The sequence below is a fragment of the Paraburkholderia sp. RAU6.4a genome, from assembly GCF_050435625.1.
In the GTDB taxonomy this organism is placed as follows: Bacteria; Pseudomonadota; Gammaproteobacteria; order Burkholderiales; family Burkholderiaceae; genus Paraburkholderia; species Paraburkholderia tuberum.
The window spans coordinates 1,650,617-1,668,920 of record NZ_JBNDKQ010000002.1 but is presented as its reverse complement, the minus strand read 5'-3'; the positions used below and the strand labels follow the sequence as shown (position 1 = coordinate 1,668,920).

Genomic DNA, 18,304 nt, shown 5'->3' with positions numbered 1-18,304 from the left:
TTGGCAATCCTGATCAGGCGCGGGCAAGCGCCGCGGGCTGTGATTCGGCTGAGTCCAGGTTCTCAACGGGATCGCCCTGTTGTGCCAGGTGGATGCGGAGGCCCGTTTCTCCGGAACCGAGACCGGGCTTGAGCACCTGCTGTCCATCATAGTGTCCGCCATTCTGAGTGCGATACGGGATTGGCGTGTCGGTGAAGAGATTCTCCATCCGGACCTTGAAGGCTGCCGCGACTTCCACCCAGCGCTCTTCAGACAGGCGGTCGCTCTGATAGATGGGGAAGGGCGGCATAACATTCATGCCCGGATAGAAAAGCTGTCCATGCTGGACGGGCCACAAGATCTCGTCGAGTCGGCCATTGACACCGCGCTCGCTATAGTGCGGCTCGCGGCCGCCCATGCTGACGACAACCATCGCCCGGCGACCGGCTAGCGTTCCTTCACCATACCGATCGCCCCAGCGCTCACCACCCTGCAGGCCGACGCCGTAAGCGAAGCCATGTGCATAGACACGCTCGACCCACCCCTTCAGGATCGCCGGCGTGCTGAACCACCACATCGGGAAGGTGAGGATGACCGCGTCGGCCCACAGCAGCTTCTGCTGCTCAGCCACGACATCGGCGGGTTGGGTGCCCGTGGCGAAGGCGTTGCCCGATTCCGATGCATAGCGTAGCCGATCGGCGTTCTTACGCTGCGGGAAGTCGGCTGCATCGGCGACGGCCTTCCAGTGCATGGCGTAAAGGTCAGATACTTGAACCTGATGGCCCTGTGCGGTCAGCGTTTCGACCGCGAGGTTCTTCAAAGAGCCGGTCAGCGACTGGGCCTCTGGATGGGCGTGGACGATAAGAACATTGCTCATGCGGTGATCCTGAATAAGAAAGGGAAGAGGCAGCTTTCGACCGTTCTCCTCAAAGCTAGACAGCCCAAAGGACTTTCACCGTTCATCTCGTTGGTGGTGAAGCATGCAGCGTAAATGGTGATCAGGTATATTTGAAATGAATTTCATAGATACCTGGTATTGCCATGGATAATTTGCGTAGTCTCGACCTGAACCTTCTGCGCACGCTCAATGTATTGCTGGAGGAGCACCACGTAAGTCGGGCGGCCGAGCGCCTCAATCTGTCGCAGCCGTCTGTCAGCGTCCACCTATCGAAGCTCAGAAGAGTCTTTAAGGATCCTCTGCTTTTACCCGGGCCTCGCGGTATGCGACCAACGGCAAGAGCCGACTCGCTGCGGGAGTCGCTTTCCGTGGCCCTAGCTGCCCTGAACGAAGTCATGTCGCCGTTACAGCCGTTTGACCCATACACCGCAGCCCTAACTTGGAATATTGCAGCGACGGATTACAGTGAAACGACAGTACTGCTACCCACGCTTCCAAGGCTGCGTGAATATGCGCCGAATTCTCGCGTTAGCGTTACGCAGATCGCCCCCCGTCTCATCGCGAGACAATGCGAAAAAGGTGAAGTTGATCTAGCATTCCATACGGCGGACGAAGCACCAGACGGGTTGCGCCGAAAGACTTTGTTTCAGGAAAAGTATGTCTTGGTCGGACGGCCTGATCATCCGCGACTCAAACGAAGAATTACCGTGTCGCAGTTTTGCAAACTGGATCATGTAATCGTGTCACCGGATGGAGGGGGATTTGTCGGCGTCACTGATATGACTTTGGCGCAGATTGGTTTGAAGAGGCGAGTTGTACTTTCAGTACCTCATTTCACCTTCGTACAAGACGTTTTGTCGCGTACCGACTTGGTCGCGATGCTCCCATCGCGACTGCTTAAAGGCGAATCCAGATTGCAATCGATCGCGCCACCGGTCGAGGTTCCTGGGTACGAAATGGTAATGCTGTGGCACGAACGGTCACATCGCGACCTTTCGCATCAATGGTTACGGGAGCTTATCGGTTCAGGCATTAAGGGGGACAATTAGGAGGCGCGAAGATGTGACGACTTAGAAAGGGTTCCGTTGAAAAGTGGCCGTCCCGTGCGTCGCGTTGGCGAATTTAACTTATTAGCGTCACTCGGATGTTGAGGTTTTCTCTTTGCGTCGATCCGGCGCTCGCGTTATCGCCAGTTTTGTACCAGTGGCGTGCGGCGTCAGCCCTTGGAAATTGAATGATAAGCGCGCACTCAAAGTTTTCGATCATGTCTGGATAGGCAGCACCGCCCCACATGACTATTTGTCCACCGTGACGCGCAATAGACCGTGTCGTTAATGCGCTCGAGACATCACTCTTTTCGTCCACATCTCTGATTTCGACAACTACACCAAATTTCATGCGTCTGACCGGACGCACCGACGGTCGGTCTCGCGCCCCAACCCCGCCAAATATGCTGTCCAGATCGGATTATTGCCATCGCATTTTCTATCGCCAACGAACCGTACGTAGAAATTCGTGAAGTCAAGAAGAGCCGCCTCCAAAGGGATGGCCCCTAACTCTGAGACCCTTTCGGCGAACTGAAGCCGAAGATCAAACAATTCTTTGGCGTAAAGCATTCCAATTGCATCCGGCGAGACGTTTTTTCCTGTTGCGAATCTAACGATTGTTGCCAATCCTCGGCTGGTTGTTGAATGTCCGAAAGTGGCCGATCACGGCCGGATAGGCGAGCGGTCGAGTTTGGATTAATTCGGTGTTGTGTCTAGATCAGCAGCTTCTAACGTGAAGTGCTGGCGCGAAAACTGGCGTCGCCGTCAAACCCGCATGACATGTGGTTTTCAGTGGTGCCTGCGGGAAAACCACGTCAGAAACCCGCATGAATAGTGGGTTTGCTCAAGCCGTTGCAGCTTGGGAAGCTAGGGTATTACCATTATACGACGCCCGCAGAACTCGCGATTTTACAGGCTTTTGGGCCGTTTGGGCAGGGGTATGGCTCGCGCGCACGAGCAGCCGACCCGTCTTTTCGCTTCTGCGGTTCGAACGGCGCGAGCCTTCAGACTTTGTCTGCGCCTGCCGTTAATCCGAATACTGCCCAACACCGTGCGCTTGCGCACCCGCAAGCCGGCACGAACCCGGCGCTTCCCATCCCGATCAAGAGATTTTCCCAAGATGCAGTGGCTTTCCAATCTGAAACTGAGCCAGAAGCTTGTCGGCTCGTTGATGCTGTGCGCGTTCGTGACGGCCATCGTCGGCACGGTCGGTGTGCTGAAGGTGCGCGAAGTCGCGACGATGCAAACCGAAATGTACGACCGCGAATTCGTGCCTGTGCGCGACGACGGCACCGCCGCGTGGCAGGCCGCTTCGCACTTCCGGCGCCTCTATTCGTACATCCTGAATCCGGAGCCGGCAGGCCGCGCCGATACGGTGCGCCTGAATCACGGCGGTGAAGCGGCGATCCTGTCGGCATTCGACTACGAGCGCAAGCACGCGACCACCGACGCGCAGAAGCAATTGCTGAGCGACTTCGACGCCGCCTATCCGGCCTATATGAGTTCGGTCGCGAAGGTGATGGCACTGGCCGATCAGGGCGATCAGAGCGGCGCGCTCGCCGAGCTCAAATCGACCACCGACCCGCTGCACGTCAAGCTGCGCACGCTGATGATCAAGCTGTCCGACGTGCGGGATGAGTTGGCCAGACAGCGTGTCGCGAACGGCCTCGAGATGGTTCGCTCGGTGACGTGGTGGATCGCGAGCTGCGCGGTCGTCGGCGTCGCGGTTGCGATCGGCCTGGGGCTGCTGGTGACGCGCGCGGTCGTGCGGCAGATCGGCGGCGAACCGGCCGAAGTCGCGAAGGTCGTCGAGCAGATCGCGGGCGGCGACTTGAGCCAGCGACTGCACACCGGCGCCGCCGACGACGGCAGCATCTTGCGCGCGGTCGCGCACATGCAGGAGCGTCTCGCGGCGACGATCGGTTCGATTCGCGAAAGCGCCGAGTCGGTCAGCATCGCTTCGCAGCAGATCGCGAGCGGCAACATCGATCTGTCCGCTCGCACCGAAGAGCAGGCCGCTTCGCTCGAACAGACCGCGGCGAGCATGTCGGAATTGACGCAGACCGTCACCCGCAACAGCGACAACGCGCGCAATGCGAGCGCGCTCGCGACTGAGGCTGCACAGGTCGCCAACACCGGCAACACTGCCGTCGAGGGCATGGTGCGCACCATCGGTGATATCAGCGGCAGTTCGACGAAAATCTCGGAGATCACCGGCGTGATCGAGGGCATCGCGTTCCAAACCAATATTCTCGCGTTGAACGCGGCGGTCGAGGCCGCGCGCGCGGGCGAGCAGGGGCGCGGTTTCGCGGTGGTCGCGAGCGAGGTGCGCAACCTCGCGCAGCGCTCGGCAAGCGCGGCCAAGGAGATCAAGGAGATGATCACGACGTCGGTCGCGATCATCGAAGGCGGCACGCAGCAGGCAGCCGAAGTCAGCACGACGATGGCGGATATCAAGGCCGCGATTCATCGCGTGTCGGATATCGTCAGCGAGATCGCAACGGCCTCCGAAGAGCAGAACCGCAGCATTCACCAGGTCGGCCAGGCCGTCACGCAGATGGACGAGACCACGCAGCGGAACGCGGCGCTCGTCGAACAGGCCGCGGCGGCCGCGCAATCGCTCGAGACGCAGGCGCGCAAGATGAAGCAGACGGTGTCGGTGTTCCGGACGGGGGACAGCCGCGGTTTCGCGGCAGCCGTGTAGAAGCCGCGCCGACTCAAGCGGCCGCCGCGCGTCAGCCCAACTTTCCCGCGCCACCAGCTCAGATCACAAAATAAGTCAGCTGAACCGCCGCGCGCGTGACGACCATCTGCAGCACCTGCACGATCACGAACAGCAGGATCGGCGACAGATCGATACCGCCGAATTTCGGCAGCACGCGACGCAACGGATTCAGAAACGGCGCGGTCAGCTGATACAGAATCGGCATCGCGGGCGAACGAGGATTGAGCCACGACAGCAGCGCCATCAGGATCGTCATCCAGATGATCAGATTGAGCGCCCACTTGATCGCGGTGAGCACCGCGACGATCAGCATCGTCGGCACGAGCGTCAGCGGATCCGCGCCCGTCAGCACGATCATCAGGACGACGTAGATGATCGCGGCGATCAGCGTTGCGACCACGCTCGCCCAGTCGATGTTGCGCGTGCTCGGCAGGATGCGCCGCAGCGGCAGCACGATCCAGTTGGTCGCCTGCAGCACGGCGTTCGAGACCGGGTTGTACGGCGGCAGGCGCACAACCTGCAGCCACGCGCGCAACAGCAGCGCGGCGCCAAACAGCGTGAAAACGGTATTGAGCAGAAAACGGGCGATATCGCCAAACATCTCGTGTCCTTATGCTTCTGATGACGGCCGCCGACCGGCCGCGGGCTGCCGGCGTCGCCCGATCGGTGCGTGCCGGCGGTTTTCTGGATTTACCCGGTTAGCCAACCGGAGGTTCGACGTCATTGCGCGCCGCCTCCCGATGGCTGTCTGTCCGGCATCACACGGAAATCCGGACCTCGCTGATCAGGATTGTGCCGTTGCCGCCGTCGGTGTAGTTCGGGATATCCGCTAATAGTTGCTCGGACGCGGGCTTGAACACTTTATAGAAGTCGTCCGCGCTATCGAACAGGAAGTGTCCCGCGGCCACGTAAGGCGGTGGCGTGCCGGGCGGCCCGGCGTTCAGGCCCGCGTCGACCGACCAGCCTTTCAGCGCCGGCGCGAACAGCTTCGCCGCGAGCGGCATATGGGTCGCGCAGTAGTAGTCCATGTCGAAACGGCCGTTTTCCCGGTACGGGTAGAGGATGCTGACCTTGATCATTGTGCGTTCTCGTCTGTTGGTCCCGAAGCGCGGCGCGGGTCGTCGCGTGGTTCGCCCGGCGTGCCGGACGTCACATTATCACGGCTTACTTGACGCTTGCACCTGCCGCGGCCTGATTCAGCGAGCGGCCCAGCGATTCTTCCACAGCTTCGGAGATCGCTTCAATCGTCACGGCCGGCGTTGCGCGACGTCGGGCGAGGTTGACCGCGCGGCGCGTCAGCAGACCATACAGCGCGGCATGGTCGCCGCCGAGGCCTTCGAGCAGCGCTAGCTGCTTCTCGACGACACCCGTGTCGCCGCGCGATACCGGCCCCGCGAGCGCGTTCGGCAGGCCCTTGTCGCGCGCGGTTTCGATCGTGCCCGCGAGCATCGGCAGCAGCGCGCGCAGCGCGTCGTCTTCGGCGAAGCCGAGCGTGCGCCACAACGCCACGCATTCGGCGAGGCTGCAGAGCGCGAAGCTCGCCGCGTAGTGCGCGGCGGCGTGATACAGCATGCGGCCGCCCGGCGGAATCGACAGCGGATGGCAGCGCAGCGCGAGCGCGAGCGCGGTCAGCGTCTCCTTCAGTTCGCCGTCGGCTTCGATCGTCACCGAGCAGCCCACGATACGCTCGAGATCGGCGAGTTCGCCGCTAAATAGATACAACGGATGAAAGCCGCCGATCGCCGCGCCCTGATCGCGCGCTGGCGCGAGCAGTTCGACCGGCGAGGCGCCGCTGCAGTGCACGAGCGCTTTGCCGGGGTGGCTTGCCGCATCGCCTCCAAAGCGGAGTGTGTGCGCTGTCGTACCGATGCTGTCGTCAGGAACGGCTAAAAAAACGATATCGGCGGCGTCGACGGCCTGTTGCGGGTCGTCAGTGGCCGCGCAGTGTGCGATCTGGTCGGCGAGCCGGCGCGCGGAATCGGCCGAGCGGCTCGCCACCGCGGTGACCGGATAGCCGGCGCGCGCAAACGCGAGCGCGAGACAACGCGCGAGCCGCCCCGCGCCGATGAAGCCGACGCGCGGCAAGGAAGACTGGGACATGGTCACCTGCTCCAGACGGATCGTGTGAACGGGAAAGCAGCAGTATCTCGCATCCGGCGAAGCGCGGCCGCGATCCGGCCCCTTCCACGGTTCGACAGCGGTCGTCGGATAAGTTTGCGGGCGATATGGCGCCAACGGTCGGTCATCGGGTGGCGTGACGCCCACGGTTGTGAAAACTGCTCACAATCGTACGTGACAGGAACAGTGGTCGATGAGCCGGTTTGGCGGTCGTATTTTCCGTACTTCGTTCGCAGTCAGAAATTCGGGAGGGTCGAGATGAGTATTTTTTCTTACCGAAAGCACTTGCGGTTCCTGACGCGCGCCCAGCGCCGTCGCTGGTGGGATCAGAAAAAGCGCCTTACGCCGCGCGTGCGGATCAGCGGCGCATACGTGCCGCCCAACGTGTCCCGCGAATTCGTGTACGTGAAGGTCGGCTAGTCGCGCGGTCTTCGCAGGTGACAAAATGCCCGGCCTCGAGCAATTGAGCCGGGCATTTTTTGTTGGGAATTTTCTTCCGGCTGTCAGGATTGAAGCGAATTTGTAATTAAAGATTACCGATGCGCGAACTCAAACCCCCGCGCTCGATCAGACCTGTGACGCGCGGCCCGTCGCCCGCGTGCAACCCCTTGATTCCCGGCTGATTTCGCTCAGGTCGCGGCGGCGCGTAGGCGCGCTCGCGCCGCGCTCGGCAAAACGCTTCGGCTCGCCCTTGCAATTTGCAACAAATGCGAACATTTCGGCTGGGGCTTTTTAGATACATTGATTTCACAGCATGCGAGGCATGCGCAGTCGGCGACCTTGGCAGGCCGCGCTAGGAGAATAGAAGTGAAAAAGATCGTTCCGTTTGTCGTTGCAGCCGCACTCGGCTTGGGACTTGCCGGGGCCGCTGAGGCAGGTGTTTCCGTCGGTATCGGCCTTGGGGTGCCGATCGCGCCGGCCTATCCGGTCTATGCGGCGCCGCCGCCTGTCTATTACGCCCCGCCGCCTGCGCCGGTGTACGCGCCGCCGGTTGTGTTCGCACCGGCTCCGGTGGTGGTCGGAGGCTATTACGGCTATGGCCGCCCTTACTATCGTGGCTACTACCACGGCTACCGTGGCTACTATCGCGGCTATGGGCACTCGTACTATCGTCATTAAGAAGTGCGGGCGCGCTTGACGCGCGTGGGAACGTCGACGGCGTAACGCCGGCTTGTGCCGGGTTACGTCGTTTCTTTTTGTGTCGCTGGTTTTTGCTTTCCGCAGCGTTCCTGGCTGGTGTCGCGCGCTCGCGCGAGCGCCGTTCCAAAGCATCGAGGAAGCTGGGAGAATGGCTGCTTCGCCACCGCTCCAGGAGAGTTTCCCCGATGCAAGCGCTTCCCGCTCCCACCTTCGATGACGTCCTCGACGCCGCCGCGCGTCTCGAAGGCGTCGCGCACCGCACCCCCGTTCTGACATCGAGCACGTTCGACGAGCGCACTGGCGCGTCGGTGTTCTTCAAGTGCGAAAACTTCCAGCGCATGGGCGCGTTCAAGTTCCGCGGCGCGTACAACGCGATTTCGCATTTCGACGCGGAGCAGCGCAAGGCGGGCGTGCTGACCTATTCGTCGGGCAATCACGCGCAGGCGATCGCGCTGTCGGCGCGCCTCGCCGGTATTCACGCGACGATCGTGATGCCGCACGACGCACCCGAGGCCAAGGTCGCCGCGACCAAAGGCTACGGCGGCGAAGTGATCAGCTACGACCGCTACAAGGAAAATCGCGAGGAAATCGGCCGCCGGCTCGCCGAAGAGCGCGGCATGACGCTGATCCCGCCGTACGATCATCCGCACGTGATCGCCGGCCAGGGCACTGCGGTCAAAGAACTGATCGACGAAACCGGCCCGCTCGACATGTTGTTCGTGTGCCTTGGCGGTGGCGGGTTGATCAGCGGCAGCGCATTGTCGGCGGCCGCGCTGAGCCCGGCCTGCACGGTGATCGGCATCGAGCCCGAGGCGGGCAACGACGGCCAGCAGTCGCTCGCACGCGGCGAGATCGTTCATATCGACGCGCCGCGCACGATTGCCGATGGCGCCGCCTCGACGCATCTGGGCCACTATACGTTCGCGGTCATCCGCCAACTGGTCGCGCAAATCGAAACGGTCAGCGATGCGCAACTGATCGAGACGATGCGCTTTTTCGCGCAGCGCATGAAGATCGTCGTCGAACCCACTGGTTGTCTCGCGGCGGCGGCGGTGCTGAACGGCGTCGTGCCGGTGAACGGCAAGCGCGTCGGCGTGGTGGTGAGCGGTGGCAATGTCGATCTGCCGAAGCTCGCGCAGTACCTCGGATGAGCGGCTCACGTCGAGTCGCATGAAGAAAAACGGCTCGCCGATGCGAGCCGTTTTTTTTGTTCGCGAGCCGCTTCAGCTTGCCACCTGCGCGGTGCTCTGCACGATCAGATCGCGATACCCGTTGACGATCACGCTGTACGAGAAATAGGCGAACAGCAGCGCCGACAGAACGTGACACGCGCGCAGCAGACCGGCGCCCGCGCGCTTGCGTCCGTGGCTGCCGAGCCCGCAGATGAAAAGCGTCCAGCACAGCCCGCCCAGAAAGAATCCGCCGAGGAAGATCAGCGCGGTTGTCGGGCTCGTTGCGCCGGCCTTCGCGATCAGCGCGCCGCCGACCGCTGCGAACCACAGGATCGCCGACGGCGACGACACCGCGAGCAGCACGCCGCGCAGAAACCCGCGCCATGCCGACTGATGCGGCGCAGCCGCGTCGCCTTCGCCGGCAACAGCTTGCGCCGTGGCCGGGAACATCGCTTCACGCGCCATCTTCCAGGTGAGAAACAGGAGGATCGCCGCGCCGCCGATCCATACGACCCAGCGCACCGATTCGAACTGCAGCAGCGCGGCCATGCCCGCGAGCGCGAGCGTTGCGTAAATGAGATCGCCGACGCACGAGCCGAGGCCGAGCCAGAAGCCCGGCCGAAAGCCGTGCGACAGCGTCAGCGAAATGATCGCGACGTTGACGAGACCGATATCGAGGCACAGCGACAAGGACAGAAAAAAGCCGTCCGACATCATTGAAAAAGCGTGCATCCGCGCGAGCGCTCCATCCGTTATTGATTGTGTTGTCCCGCGCGTGTTACAGGCCGAGGCCCAACTCGTTCCACAAGCTATCGATGCGCTGTTTGACCGCGTCGTCCATCACGATCGGGCGGCCCCATTCACGGTCGGTTTCGCCCGGCCACTTGTTGGTTGCGTCGAGCCCCATCTTCGAGCCGAGGCCGGCTACCGGCGACGCGAAATCGAGATAGTCGATCGGCGTGCGGTCGACGAGCACCGTGTCGCGCGTCGGGTCCACTCGCGTGGTGATCGCCCAGATCACTTCCTTCCAGTCCCGGATATTGACGTCCTCATCGACGACGACGATGAACTTCGTATACATGAACTGCCGCAGGAAGCTCCACACGCCGAACATCACGCGTTTCGCGTGGCCGGGGTAGCTCTTCTTCATTTGCACGATCGCCATGCGGTAACTGCAGCCTTCGGGCGGCAGATAGAAGTCCGTGATCTCGGTGAACTGCTTCTGCAGCAGCGGTACGAACACTTCGTTCAGCGCGACGCCGAGCACCGCCGGCTCGTCGGGCGGTCTGCCGGTGTAGGTGGAGTGATAGATCGCGTCGCGGCGCATCGTGATGCGCTCGACCGTGAAGACCGGGAACCACTCCTGTTCGTTGTAGTAGCCGGTGTGATCGCCATACGGGCCTTCGAGCGCGTGTTCGTACGTGGCCGACGCACCTTTCGACGGACGCGGCGGTGCGCCGGCCGGGGCGGGCGAGGGTGCGCCTTCCTGCGGATAGATGAAGCCCTCGAGCACGATCTCGGCGCGCGCGGGGACCTGCAGACCGTCGACGCCCGGTGTGACGCATTTCGCGAGCTCGGTGCGCCCGCCGCGCAGCAGGCCGGCGAACTGGTATTCGGACAGCGTGTCGGGCACCGGCGTGACCGCGCCGAGAATCGTCGCCGGGTCCGCACCGAGCACGACGGCCACCGGATACGGCTTGCCGGGATTTTTAAGCGCGAACTCACGAAAATCGAGCGCGCCGCCGCGATGCGCCAGCCAGCGCATGATCAGCTTGTTACGCCCGATCAGTTGCTGGCGATAGATACCCAGGTTTTGTCGACTCTTGTTCGGCCCTTTCGTGACGGTCAGACCCCAGGTGATCAACGGCCCGGCATCGCCGGGCCAGCAGGTCTGAATGGGCAATTTGGCAAGGTCGACGTCATTGCCTTCCCAGACGATTTCCTGGCAGGGTGGTGCGTTGACCGTTTTCGGCGCCATGTCCCACACGGCCTTCGCTAGCGACAGCAGCTTGCCGGCGTCCTTGAGCCCTTTCGGCGGCTCGGGTTCCTTCAACGCGGAGAGTAGCCGACCGACATCGCGCAGCGATTCGAGCGCCGCCTGGTCGCCCGCGCCCGCTTCGGCATCGATGCCCATGCCAAGCGCGACGCGACGCGGCGTGCCGAACAGATTGCCGAGCACCGGGAACGCGTGCCGCTCGGTGTTCTCGAACAACAGAGCCGGGCCGCCCGCGCGGAGCACACGGTCGCAAAGTTCGGTCATTTCGAGATTCGGCGACACTTTTTGCGAAATTCGGCGCAATTCACCGATCGCCTCGAGGCGGCCGATGAAATCGCGTAAGTCTTTGTATTTCATCTGTGACGGTTCAGGGCCGCATGCACGGCGCATAGGACGGGGAGGCAGGAGGAACGGCGTTGGTACCTATCTGACGCAAAAAACGATTGTCGATTTTACCTGCGTTAGCCACCGCACGTAGATCAACCAATTGGTCTAGTCCAAACAGCCAGGGTCGGATCGCCCGAAACGCGCATTGAGCGCGGTTCTCGGGTGACTGAACACTGTTCATAATTACGAAAAGTTATCATTCTTGAATTCTATAGTGTTGACGATCTATAAAACCGTGCATAGAATCCGTCCACATTGGTTGCAGGGCGTTAACCTTTTTACCGTCGCCCCCGGTCCTCAGACGCAACGCGTCACCGTTTTGCTTCCCTGCAGGGTAGAACGGCATTATTGAAGTCCCTCACCAGCGTCCACCAACGCTGGTTTTTCGCGTGGGAGCCAAGCCCGATACACATCGAGTATGTGTGGGCTGTTTTTGAGATGGCTCCCCAAACGGTATTTGTTGCCGTTTTCCCGACGTCGCTGCTGCCCAACCAGAGAGCACGCGATGTCTTGACTCTGCGAGCGCGCCGTACCGCCTGATTTGTCCCGGCGGAGTTCGCGGATCATGCAAGATGGGAGATCTGAATGAACGCCTGGTTATCGTGGCGTCCCGATGAGCGTATTGCGCAGGTTGTGCGCGGTGCGCTGCGCAGCGGGACGCGACTGAGTCATCACCTGTTCAGCATTGTCGGCGGGATCGCCGTGGTGCTGGCTCTCGCACTGTGGCTGATGCCGACCTGGCGCGGCGCGCTCGCCGCGCGTCTGATGCCGGTCATTTCCGCCGCCGTGCAAGCGGGCCCCGCCCGCCTGCTGCAAGGCAATCCGCTGCCCGCCATCGGACCGACCAGAAACGCCGACGCATCCTCCGACGAACCGCTGTCGGCCAATTCGCCGAACATGCTGACCACGCCGAGTCCCACCGATGGCTCGAACGACGGCAGCATGACCCTCACCGCGGCCACCACCGGCTTCGACGGCGCGTTCGACGGCGCCGGCACGTCGGGCACGAGCGCCGCCGCGCTCAACGGCCTCGATCCGCGCACGATGCAGGGCGTCAGCGCGCTCGCACGTCTGATTCCGCAGCAGCGCGTGTCCGCCGATGCACGCGATGACCGCGTGCTCGTGTCGAGCCACGAGCAGGACCTGGTCGCGTCGTACCTCGCGCGGCGTTATCGCGTCGCTCAGGAGCCCGTCGGCGAGCTCGTCAAAGCCGCGTTCGACACCGGCCGCGAAGTCGGCCTCGATCCGCTGCTGCTGCTGTCAGTGATGGCGATCGAATCGGGCTTCAATCCGTACGCCGAGAGCGGCGTCGGCGCGCAGGGCCTGATGCAGGTGATGTCGAAGGTGCATTCGGACAAATTCCAGTATTTCGGCGGCCAACGCGCGGCGCTCGAACCGCTCGCGAACATCAAGGTCGGCGCGCTCGTGCTGAAGGATTGCATCGCGCGTGGCGGCTCGCTGCCGGGCGGCCTGCGTCTGTACGTCGGCTCGACCACGCCGGATGACGGCGGGTACGGCGCGAAGGTGATGGCCGAGCGCGGTCGTCTGCGCGACGTCGCGCGCGGCCGTAAGGTGCCGATCAATGCGCCGCAAGCTCCGGTGCTGACCGCGTCGGCCACGCCGGCGCCAGCCGCGGCGACGAGTGGTGGCAACGGCAAGCGCGTTCAGGTGACGCTGCAAGGCGGTCACGCGCTGAGCCCGGCGACGTCGGCGGTGCACACGCAGCCGGCCGATCAGGACGACGCGAACGCCAATTCGACGACGCGCCACGTGGCGTCGGCGTCGGAGCTTGGGGCTTGAGTTAGACGTTGCCGTGCCGCATGAAAACAAGGACACCCTCGGGTGTCCTTTTTTGCGTCTGGCAGGCCGGTTGCTGCCGAATCAATCCCGATGCGTCAATGCCGCCCGAACAGCTTTGCCAGCCGCTCGACCGCCTCTTCGAGCTTTGGATACGCGGTCGCATACGACAGCCGGATGTAGTCCTTCGGCGCGTGCGTGCCGAAGTCCATGCCCGGCACCAGCACGACCCCGGCATCGTGCAGCATCGCCTTCGTGAGCGCCGCGCTGTCGCCGGCCGCCGGATGCGCGACGCCACGGCAGTCCGCGTACACGTAGAACGCGCCGTCCGGCATCACCGGCACGGAGAAGCCGAGCGATTCGAGCGCCGGCGCGATGAAGTCGCGGCGTCGCTTGAATTCGAGGCGCCGCGCTTCGTAGATCGCGATCGTCTCCGGCTCGAAACAGGCGAGCGCCGCGTGCTGCGCGAGCGCCGACGCGCAGATGAACAGGTTCTGCGCGAGCTTTTCGAACGCGCTGACCATCGCGGGCGGCACGACGAGCCAGCCGAGGCGCCAGCCGGTCATGTTGAAGTACTTCGAGAAGCTGTTGACGGTGACCACGTCGTCGCCGAACGACAGCGCCGACACCGGCTTGGCGTCGTAGCTGAGGCCCTGGTAGATCTCGTCGACGATCGTGAAGCCGCCGCGCGCGCGCACGGCCTTGACGATGCGCTCGAGTTCGGCCGGCTCGATCGACGTGCCGGTCGGATTCGACGGCGACGCGAGCAGCACGCCGCGGGTGCGCTCGCCCCACAGGCGTTCGACGTCGGCGGCGGTCAGCTGGAAGCGCTCGGCCGGCCCGCTCGGCACCATCACCGGCTTGCCTTCGGCGGCGATCACGAAATGGCGGTTGCACGGATAGCACGGGTCGGGCATCAATACTTCGTCGTCGCGATCGACGAGCGCCGCGCACGCCAGCAAGAGCGCGGCCGATGCGCCCGCGGTCACCACGATCCGCGCCGGATCGACGTCGATGCCGTAGAACTCGGCGTAATGCGCGGAAATCGCATCGCGCAGCGCGTGCACGCCGAGCGCGCTGGTGTACTGCGTGACGCCGCGGCGCAGCGCGCTCGCGGCCGCCTCGATGACCGGCTCGGGCGCCGTGAAATCCGGCTCGCCGATGCCCATGTGAATGATGTCGCGCCCCGCGTGTTCGAGCAGCACGGCCTCCTTGGCCAGTTCCATCACGTAGAAAGGCTGGATGGCATCGACGCGCGCGGCAAGCCGCACGAGAGGTTTGGTCACGGAGTTCATACGGTCAGTCCAGTTCAGAAGCAGGACGGCGCTTACCCATCAAATGATGCGTTCATCGATGCGCGCAGCGCCGTCCTTGCGGGCGATCGAGGTGCTTCGCCCTGTGCAGCGCGACGTGGCAGGGAGCCGATGCGCGGCATGGCCCCACCGGCGCCGCGCTCAGCTCTTGCGAGCCGCCTGCGTCTCGGTGGCGCGCAGTTGCGCCGAGAGCTTGTCGAGTACGCCGTTCACGTACTTGTAGCCGTCCGAGCCGCCGAACGTCTTGGTCAGCTCGACCGCTTCGTTGATGACCACGCGATACGGAATGTCGACGTGATTCTTCAGTTCGAACGCGGCGACCAGCAGCACCGCGCGTTCGACCGGCGACAGTTGATCGATCGGACGGTCGAGGCACGGCGCGATCGCGGCGGAAAGTGCTTCGGAGTCGCGCATCACGCCATGCAGGATCGCGTCCAGGTGCTCGTGATCGGCCTTGTCGTAACCTTGCGCGCCGCGTAGTTGCGCGTCGATCTCAACGCCGGGCGAGCCCGACAGCAGCCACTGGTAAAGCCCCTGCGTGGCCAGTTCGCGGGAGCGTCGGCGTGCGCTCTTCATGCCTCTTCCTCGTCGTCTTCGTCTTCATCTTCGTCGTCATCGCCGCCGAGCTGCTCGAGCGCGACCGCGAGGTTCGCCATTTCGACAGCCACGCGCGCGGCGTCGCGACCCTTCTCGGTCATGCGCGCGACGGCTTGCTCGTCGTTCTCGGTGGTCAGCACCGCGTTCGCGACCGGAATGCCGAAGTCGAGGCCGATGCGCGTGATGCCCGCGCCGCTTTCGTTCGAAACCAGCTCGAAGTGGTAGGTCTCGCCGCGGATCACCGCGCCGAGCGCGATCAGCGCGTCGAATTGCGCGCTTTCCGCGAGCTTTTGCAGCGCGAGCGGGATTTCCAGCGCGCCCGGCACCGTGACGAGCAGCACGTCCTGGCCGGTCACGCCGAGGCGTTCGAGTTCTTCGATGCAGGAGTCGGCGAGGCCGTTGCAGACGGGTTCGTTAAAGCGCGCCTGGACGATGCCGATGCGCAGTCCGTCGCCGTCGAGATTCGGTTGGTATTGTCCGATTTCCATATGAATTCCGTAGTGTTTGAGTGGGCGCGAGGCGCGTGAGTGGCCGGATCAGAGTTGCGGGGCTTGCGTTTTGCTGCCGGGCATCGGAATGAAGCCCGTGACTTCGAGACCATAACCCGACATGCTGCCGAGCTTGCGTGGGTTCGACAGCACCTGCATCTTGCCGACGCCGAGTTCGCGCAGAATCTGCGCGCCGATGCCGTAGGTCTTGAAGTCGACCGGCCGGCGCTTCAGCGCGTCCGCTTTTTCCTTCGAGTCGAACGCCTTGAAGACGTCGATCAGATGGTCTTTCGAGTCGCCGCAGTTCAGCAGTACGACCACGCCGAGATCGCGTTCTGCGATTTCTTTGATGGCCGCGTCCAGCGTCCACGAATGGGTGGATTCGCCGACTTCGAGCAGATCGAGCACCGACAGCGGCTCGTGCACGCGCACCGGCGTGTCGCGATCGGGCATCGGCGTGCCGCGCACCAGCGCGATGTGCGGCTGGCCGCTCGGCTGATCGAGATACATGACCGCGCGGAACGCGCCGTGCGCGGTTTGCATCGTACGTTCGCAAACACGCTCGACGATCGACTCGGTGCGGCTGCGATAGTGAATCAGATCGGCGATCGTGCCGGTCTTCAGGCCGTGCTCCTTGCCGAACTCGAGCAGGTCCGGCAGACGCGCCATCGTGCCGTCGTCCTTGATCACTTCGCAGATCACCGCGGCAGGCGTGAGGCCCGCGAGCCTCGTGAAGTCGCAGCCGGCCTCGGTATGGCCGGCGCGCACCAGCACGCCGCCCGGCTGCGCCATGATCGGGAAGATATGGCCCGGCTGCACGATGTGCTCGGCCTTGGCGTCCGGCGCGACCGCGGCCGCGATCGTGCGGGCCCGGTCGGCCGCCGAGATGCCGGTCGTCACGCCTTCGGCCGCTTCGATGCTGACCGTGAACGCGGTGCCGTACTGCGTGCCGTTGCGGTAGGTCATCAGCGGCAGGTTCAGCTGCTGGCAGCGATCCTGGGTCAGCGTCAGGCAGATCAGGCCGCGGCCGTAGCGAGCCATGAAATTGATCGCTTCCGGAGTGACAAACTCGGCGGCGATCACGAGGTCGCCCTCGTTCTCGCGGTCTTCTTCGTCGACGAGGATCACCATCCGGCCGGCTTTCAGTTCGGCAATGATCTCTTGGGTGGAGGCGAGCGTCATGTTGGCGAGTTTTTCGGGAAAGCGCGTATTTTACGCCACGCGCGAGTCCAAGTCGCCTCCGCCAGACGACATAGGCCGTTTGGCCGACGGTGACGAGCCGGGCGGGGTTGCCATGCTCGTCGAAACGGTGGGCGAGCGCGCGAGTGGCGTTGGCGGCAACGCGAAGTGTGCTCCTGCGCGGCCCGCTTTACGGATTGCAATAGTGCGGAACGGTACTTGCGAGGCAGCAGGCAGTTTCGTCTCACTACCACCTGGAGACCGGAATGTCGGGGACCGTCGGCTGTTGCATCAATGAAGGGCGTCACGCGTGCGTGCAAGGAGCGCGTCGATGAAGCGCGGCGCCACGAGCGGGGGCTCGTCGCAAGCGCCCGTGAGCGCGCTGCGCGCGAGCGCGTACCGCATTCCGACCGACGCGCCGGAGGCCGACGGCACGTTCGCGTGGGACGCGACCACGCTGGTCGTCGTCGAGCTCGACGCGGGCGGCGACACCGGCATCGGCTACACGTACAGCGATGCCTGCATCGTCGCGCTGATCCAGGGCGTGCTCGCCGCCTGCGTGCTGAATCACGACGGATTGGACGTCGGCGCGCATTGGCAACGGTTGCAACGCCAGGTGCGCAATCTCGGCCGCGCGGGACTGGCCGCGACAGCCATTTCGGCAATCGACTGCGCGCTGTGGGACCTGAAGGCGAAGCTGCTCGGCGTGCCGCTCGTCGGGCTGCTCGGCGCGTTGCGCCCGGCCGTGCCGGCTTACGGCAGCGGCGGCTTCACCACGTATACGAACCAGCGCTTGCAGGAGCAGTTCGCCGGCTGGGTCGCGCAGGACGGCTGCCGGTGGGTAAAGATGAAAATCGGCAGCGAGCCGGACAAGGACCCGGCGCGCGTCGCGGCGGCGCGCGCGGCGATCGGCGGTGCGGGCCTGTTCGTCGACGCGAACGGCGCGTTCACGCCGCAACGGGCGCTGTACTACGCGCAACGTTTCGCCGAGCACGAGGTGAGCTGGTTCGAGGAGCCCGTGTCTTCGGACGACGAAGCGGGCCTGCGCGGCGTACGCGAGCGCGTGCCGGCCGGCATGGAGATCGCCGCCGGCGAATACGGCTACACGCTCGACGACTTCCGCCACCTGCTCGCGGCGGGGGCCGTCGACGTGCTGCAGGCCGACGCGAGCCGTTGCGGCGGCATCACCGGCTTTCTGCAGGCCGCCGCGCTGTGCGACGCGTATCACGTGCCGCTGTCCGCGCATTGCGCACCGGCGTTGCATCTGCACGTCGCGTGCGCGGCGCCGCGCTTGCGCCATCAGGAGTGGTTCCATGACCACGCCCGGATCGAAGCCATGCTGTTCGACGGTGCGCCGCGGTTGCGCGACGGCCAGATGGAGCCGGACCTGTCGCGGCCCGGTTGCGGGCTCGAGTTCAAGCATGGTGACGCCGAGCGCTACCTCATCAAATAAAGCAGGCCACGACAAG

18 protein-coding genes are annotated in these 18,304 nt (G+C 63.8%); 7 read left to right on the top strand and 11 right to left on the bottom strand.

Features of this window, described 5'->3' with window-relative positions; genetic code table 11:
• Positions 1–13: 13 nt before the first annotated feature.
• Positions 14–856 (bottom strand): NAD(P)H-dependent oxidoreductase, encoded by an 843-nt coding sequence (locus OKW40_RS12420; RefSeq protein ID WP_121320607.1) that lies wholly within the window; start codon positions 854–856, stop codon positions 14–16.
• A 164-nt stretch (positions 857–1,020) separates the two neighbouring features.
• Between OKW40_RS12420 and OKW40_RS12415 the strand changes: the two genes are divergently transcribed.
• Positions 1,021–1,926, top strand: coding sequence for a LysR family transcriptional regulator (locus OKW40_RS12415; protein WP_121320605.1), 906 nt, complete (start codon positions 1,021–1,023; stop codon positions 1,924–1,926).
• 73 nt (positions 1,927–1,999) lie between these two features.
• Here OKW40_RS12415 and OKW40_RS12410 read toward each other — a convergent pair whose 3' ends face one another.
• Positions 2,000–2,275: a DUF1330 domain-containing protein gene (locus OKW40_RS12410; RefSeq protein ID WP_429489963.1), complete on the bottom strand. Its 276-nt coding sequence runs from the start codon at positions 2,273–2,275 to the stop codon at positions 2,000–2,002.
• A 768-nt stretch (positions 2,276–3,043) separates the two neighbouring features.
• Between OKW40_RS12410 and OKW40_RS12405 the strand changes: the two genes are divergently transcribed.
• Positions 3,044–4,627, top strand: a complete 1,584-nt coding sequence (locus OKW40_RS12405) for a methyl-accepting chemotaxis protein (protein ID WP_429489962.1) — start codon at positions 3,044–3,046, stop codon at positions 4,625–4,627.
• A gap of 58 nt (positions 4,628–4,685) precedes the next feature.
• Here OKW40_RS12405 and OKW40_RS12400 read toward each other — a convergent pair whose 3' ends face one another.
• From OKW40_RS12400 to OKW40_RS12390, 3 genes are all read right to left on the bottom strand, one after another.
• Positions 4,686–5,249 carry a YggT family protein gene (locus tag OKW40_RS12400; protein ID WP_184053285.1) on the bottom strand — a complete coding sequence of 188 codons (564 nt, stop codon included), beginning with the start codon at positions 5,247–5,249 and terminating at the stop codon, positions 4,686–4,688.
• 157 nt (positions 5,250–5,406) lie between these two features.
• Entirely contained in the window at positions 5,407–5,727 is a 321-nt protein-coding gene (locus OKW40_RS12395) for an EthD family reductase (protein WP_184058111.1), read from the bottom strand.
• 85 nt (positions 5,728–5,812) lie between these two features.
• Entirely contained in the window at positions 5,813–6,748 is a 936-nt protein-coding gene (locus OKW40_RS12390) for a Rossmann-like and DUF2520 domain-containing protein (RefSeq protein ID WP_429489960.1), read from the bottom strand.
• Between the two features lie 276 nt (positions 6,749–7,024).
• On the opposite strand from OKW40_RS12390, the gene OKW40_RS12385 reads away from it, so the two are divergent.
• The 3 genes from OKW40_RS12385 (at position 7,025) to OKW40_RS12375 (ending at position 9,057) form a co-directional block, all read left to right on the top strand.
• On the top strand, positions 7,025–7,186 hold the full coding sequence (locus OKW40_RS12385; RefSeq protein ID WP_167368604.1) for a hypothetical protein: 162 nt from the start codon (positions 7,025–7,027) through the stop codon (positions 7,184–7,186).
• 387 nt (positions 7,187–7,573) lie between these two features.
• Positions 7,574–7,885, top strand: a complete 312-nt coding sequence (locus OKW40_RS12380; RefSeq protein ID WP_184058106.1) for a hypothetical protein — start codon at positions 7,574–7,576, stop codon at positions 7,883–7,885.
• Positions 7,886–8,091: 206 nt separating this feature from the next.
• A complete protein-coding gene (locus OKW40_RS12375; protein WP_429489958.1) occupies positions 8,092–9,057 on the top strand; it encodes a threo-3-hydroxy-L-aspartate ammonia-lyase in 966 nt (321 codons plus the stop codon).
• Positions 9,058–9,129: 72 nt separating this feature from the next.
• Here the strand turns inward: OKW40_RS12375 and OKW40_RS12370 are convergent, their stop codons facing one another.
• Both OKW40_RS12370 and OKW40_RS12365 read right to left on the bottom strand, forming a co-directional pair.
• Positions 9,130–9,810: a LysE family translocator gene (locus OKW40_RS12370; protein ID WP_429489956.1), complete on the bottom strand. Its 681-nt coding sequence runs from the start codon at positions 9,808–9,810 to the stop codon at positions 9,130–9,132.
• Positions 9,811–9,856: 46 nt separating this feature from the next.
• Positions 9,857–11,431 carry a UbiD family decarboxylase gene (locus OKW40_RS12365; protein WP_429489954.1) on the bottom strand — a complete coding sequence of 525 codons (1,575 nt, stop codon included), beginning with the start codon at positions 11,429–11,431 and terminating at the stop codon, positions 9,857–9,859.
• Between the two features lie 615 nt (positions 11,432–12,046).
• Here OKW40_RS12365 and OKW40_RS12360 point away from each other — a divergent pair.
• Positions 12,047–13,261: a transglycosylase SLT domain-containing protein gene (locus OKW40_RS12360; RefSeq protein ID WP_429489952.1), complete on the top strand. Its 1,215-nt coding sequence runs from the start codon at positions 12,047–12,049 to the stop codon at positions 13,259–13,261.
• 95 nt (positions 13,262–13,356) lie between these two features.
• Here the strand turns inward: OKW40_RS12360 and OKW40_RS12355 are convergent, their stop codons facing one another.
• From OKW40_RS12355 to ribBA, 4 genes are all read right to left on the bottom strand, one after another.
• The gene (locus OKW40_RS12355; RefSeq protein WP_429489950.1) at positions 13,357–14,553 is read right to left on the bottom strand and encodes a pyridoxal phosphate-dependent aminotransferase; all 1,197 of its coding nucleotides are present in this window, start codon (positions 14,551–14,553) and stop codon (positions 13,357–13,359) included.
• Positions 14,554–14,712: 159 nt separating this feature from the next.
• A complete protein-coding gene (nusB, locus tag OKW40_RS12350; RefSeq protein WP_184023246.1) occupies positions 14,713–15,147 on the bottom strand; it encodes a transcription antitermination factor NusB in 435 nt (144 codons plus the stop codon).
• Positions 15,144–15,656 carry a 6,7-dimethyl-8-ribityllumazine synthase gene (gene ribH / locus OKW40_RS12345; RefSeq protein WP_184058095.1) on the bottom strand — a complete coding sequence of 171 codons (513 nt, stop codon included), beginning with the start codon at positions 15,654–15,656 and terminating at the stop codon, positions 15,144–15,146. Before ribH ends, nusB begins: the two co-directional genes overlap by 4 nt.
• Before the next feature lie 48 nt (positions 15,657–15,704).
• Complete coding sequence (gene ribBA, locus OKW40_RS12340; RefSeq protein WP_184058094.1) at positions 15,705–16,838, bottom strand: bifunctional 3,4-dihydroxy-2-butanone-4-phosphate synthase/GTP cyclohydrolase II; 1,134 nt, start codon at positions 16,836–16,838, stop codon at positions 15,705–15,707.
• Between the two features lie 328 nt (positions 16,839–17,166).
• On the opposite strand from ribBA, the gene OKW40_RS12335 reads away from it, so the two are divergent.
• On the top strand, positions 17,167–18,288 hold the full coding sequence (locus OKW40_RS12335) for an enolase C-terminal domain-like protein (protein WP_429489948.1): 1,122 nt from the start codon (positions 17,167–17,169) through the stop codon (positions 18,286–18,288).
• The last annotated feature ends 16 nt before the right edge of the window (positions 18,289–18,304 follow it).

Excerpts from the sequence above, each read along its gene's own strand:
- OKW40_RS12410 (WP_429489963.1), bottom strand. The coding sequence starts at position 2,275 with ATGAAATTTGGTGTAGTTGTCGAAATCAGAGATGTGGACGAAAAGAGT.
- ribH (WP_184058095.1), bottom strand. The coding sequence starts at position 15,656 with ATGGAAATCGGACAATACCAACCGAATCTCGACGGCGACGGACTGCGC.
- OKW40_RS12370 (WP_429489956.1), bottom strand. The coding sequence starts at position 9,810 with ATGCACGCTTTTTCAATGATGTCGGACGGCTTTTTTCTGTCCTTGTCG.
- OKW40_RS12355 (WP_429489950.1), bottom strand. The coding sequence starts at position 14,553 with ATGAACTCCGTGACCAAACCTCTCGTGCGGCTTGCCGCGCGCGTCGAT.
- OKW40_RS12405 (WP_429489962.1), top strand. The coding sequence starts at position 3,044 with ATGCAGTGGCTTTCCAATCTGAAACTGAGCCAGAAGCTTGTCGGCTCG.
- OKW40_RS12420 (WP_121320607.1), bottom strand. The coding sequence starts at position 856 with ATGAGCAATGTTCTTATCGTCCACGCCCATCCAGAGGCCCAGTCGCTG.
- OKW40_RS12365 (WP_429489954.1), bottom strand. The coding sequence starts at position 11,431 with ATGAAATACAAAGACTTACGCGATTTCATCGGCCGCCTCGAGGCGATC.
- OKW40_RS12375 (WP_429489958.1), top strand. The coding sequence starts at position 8,092 with ATGCAAGCGCTTCCCGCTCCCACCTTCGATGACGTCCTCGACGCCGCC.
- OKW40_RS12395 (WP_184058111.1), bottom strand. The coding sequence starts at position 5,727 with ATGATCAAGGTCAGCATCCTCTACCCGTACCGGGAAAACGGCCGTTTC.
- OKW40_RS12385 (WP_167368604.1), top strand. The coding sequence starts at position 7,025 with ATGAGTATTTTTTCTTACCGAAAGCACTTGCGGTTCCTGACGCGCGCC.
- OKW40_RS12415 (WP_121320605.1), top strand. The coding sequence starts at position 1,021 with ATGGATAATTTGCGTAGTCTCGACCTGAACCTTCTGCGCACGCTCAAT.
- OKW40_RS12360 (WP_429489952.1), top strand. The coding sequence starts at position 12,047 with ATGAACGCCTGGTTATCGTGGCGTCCCGATGAGCGTATTGCGCAGGTT.
- OKW40_RS12390 (WP_429489960.1), bottom strand. The coding sequence starts at position 6,748 with ATGTCCCAGTCTTCCTTGCCGCGCGTCGGCTTCATCGGCGCGGGGCGG.
- OKW40_RS12400 (WP_184053285.1), bottom strand. The coding sequence starts at position 5,249 with ATGTTTGGCGATATCGCCCGTTTTCTGCTCAATACCGTTTTCACGCTG.
- OKW40_RS12335 (WP_429489948.1), top strand. The coding sequence starts at position 17,167 with ATGAAGCGCGGCGCCACGAGCGGGGGCTCGTCGCAAGCGCCCGTGAGC.
- ribBA (WP_184058094.1), bottom strand. The coding sequence starts at position 16,838 with ATGACGCTCGCCTCCACCCAAGAGATCATTGCCGAACTGAAAGCCGGC.
- nusB (WP_184023246.1), bottom strand. The coding sequence starts at position 15,147 with ATGAAGAGCGCACGCCGACGCTCCCGCGAACTGGCCACGCAGGGGCTT.